This window comes from Micromonospora sonchi (genome assembly GCF_014646235.1).
Taxonomy (GTDB): Bacteria; Actinomycetota; Actinomycetes; order Mycobacteriales; family Micromonosporaceae; genus Micromonospora; species Micromonospora sonchi.
This window is the reverse complement of sequence record NZ_BMNB01000090.1, coordinates 1-1,046: the sequence shown is the minus strand read 5'-3', so window position 1 is coordinate 1,046 and position 1,046 is coordinate 1. Positions and strand designations below refer to the sequence as shown.

The following is a 1,046-nucleotide window of genomic DNA, read 5'->3' as shown; positions in this document are numbered from 1 at the left end:
CGACCTCACCCACCGTCTGCGCTGGTCACACTGGCGACGCCGACATCAAGCCCGAGCCCGACAATCCCACTACACACACCGCCTCAACCTCGAACTCCAGCCATGATCCCGAAAGGCGGCTGCCGTACTAAACCGTATGTGACAGCAGCGCTGACCGTAATTGGCCGGGACGAGGGCAGCCGCTGGCTGCCAAGCGCGGACAACCGTCCGAGGTCACAGACGTCGGCGGACCCTGCCGGACGGCGCGCCAGAACTTACAAGCGAGAGGTCGGGGTGCTGCCAGGACCAGGAGTCGCCGGCGTGCGAGGGGTTATGAGGCGGCCTGCGGATCGGTAGCGTTGGGCGTGATTGCGGCCGTTGGGTCGGTGGCATCCCGCGCTATGCGAGGAGGTTCCGGGTGGATTCCTTGCCGGAGTTGACGTTCGGGCAGCGGTTGAAGGTCTACCGGGAGCGGTCCGGGAAGACTCGGGCGGTGCTCGGTGGGTTGGTGGGGCGTAGCGCCGAGTGGGTCAAGGCGGTGGAGACGGATCGAATCCTTCCGCCGCGCATTCACATGCTGGATCGGATCGCGCGTGCCCTGAAGATCGATGTGTCTGCCCTGGCTATAGAGCTTGGTGACCGCTCTGCTGTGGTCAACGGGCCAGAGCATCCGGCGCTGGGGTCGGTCCGGGATGCCGTAAACCGTGTCGGATTCTCCGGCGATGCTCCGGCCGAGTCGTTGTCCAGTCTGAGGAAGCGGCTTGGGGTGGCGTGGCGGGCACGGCATCAGGCGTCGGATCACCGTACGGTGCTGGGCGGGTTGTTGCCAGGGTTGCTGCGCGACGGGCAGCGCGCCGTGTTGGCGTACGAGGGTGACGAGCGTCGGCAGGCACAAGCGCTGCTGGCGGAGACGCTCGGGCTGGCGCAGATGTTCATTGCCTACCAGCCGGCTGCCGAGTTGCTGTGGCGGGTGGCGGACCGGGCGATGGTGGCGGCGCAGGAGTCCGGTGATCCTGAGGCGATCGCGTGTGCGGGGTGGTTCCTGTGTCAGGTGCATCGGGACGCCG

General features: G+C 67.0%; 1 protein-coding gene. It reads left to right on the top strand.

Going from position 1 to position 1,046, the window contains the following annotated elements; all coding sequences use genetic code 11:
• Window positions 1–397: 397 nt before the first annotated feature.
• Window positions 398–1,046: helix-turn-helix domain-containing protein (locus tag IEY61_RS30880; protein ID WP_189050878.1), on the top strand; the 649-nt coding region annotated here is incomplete at its 3' end.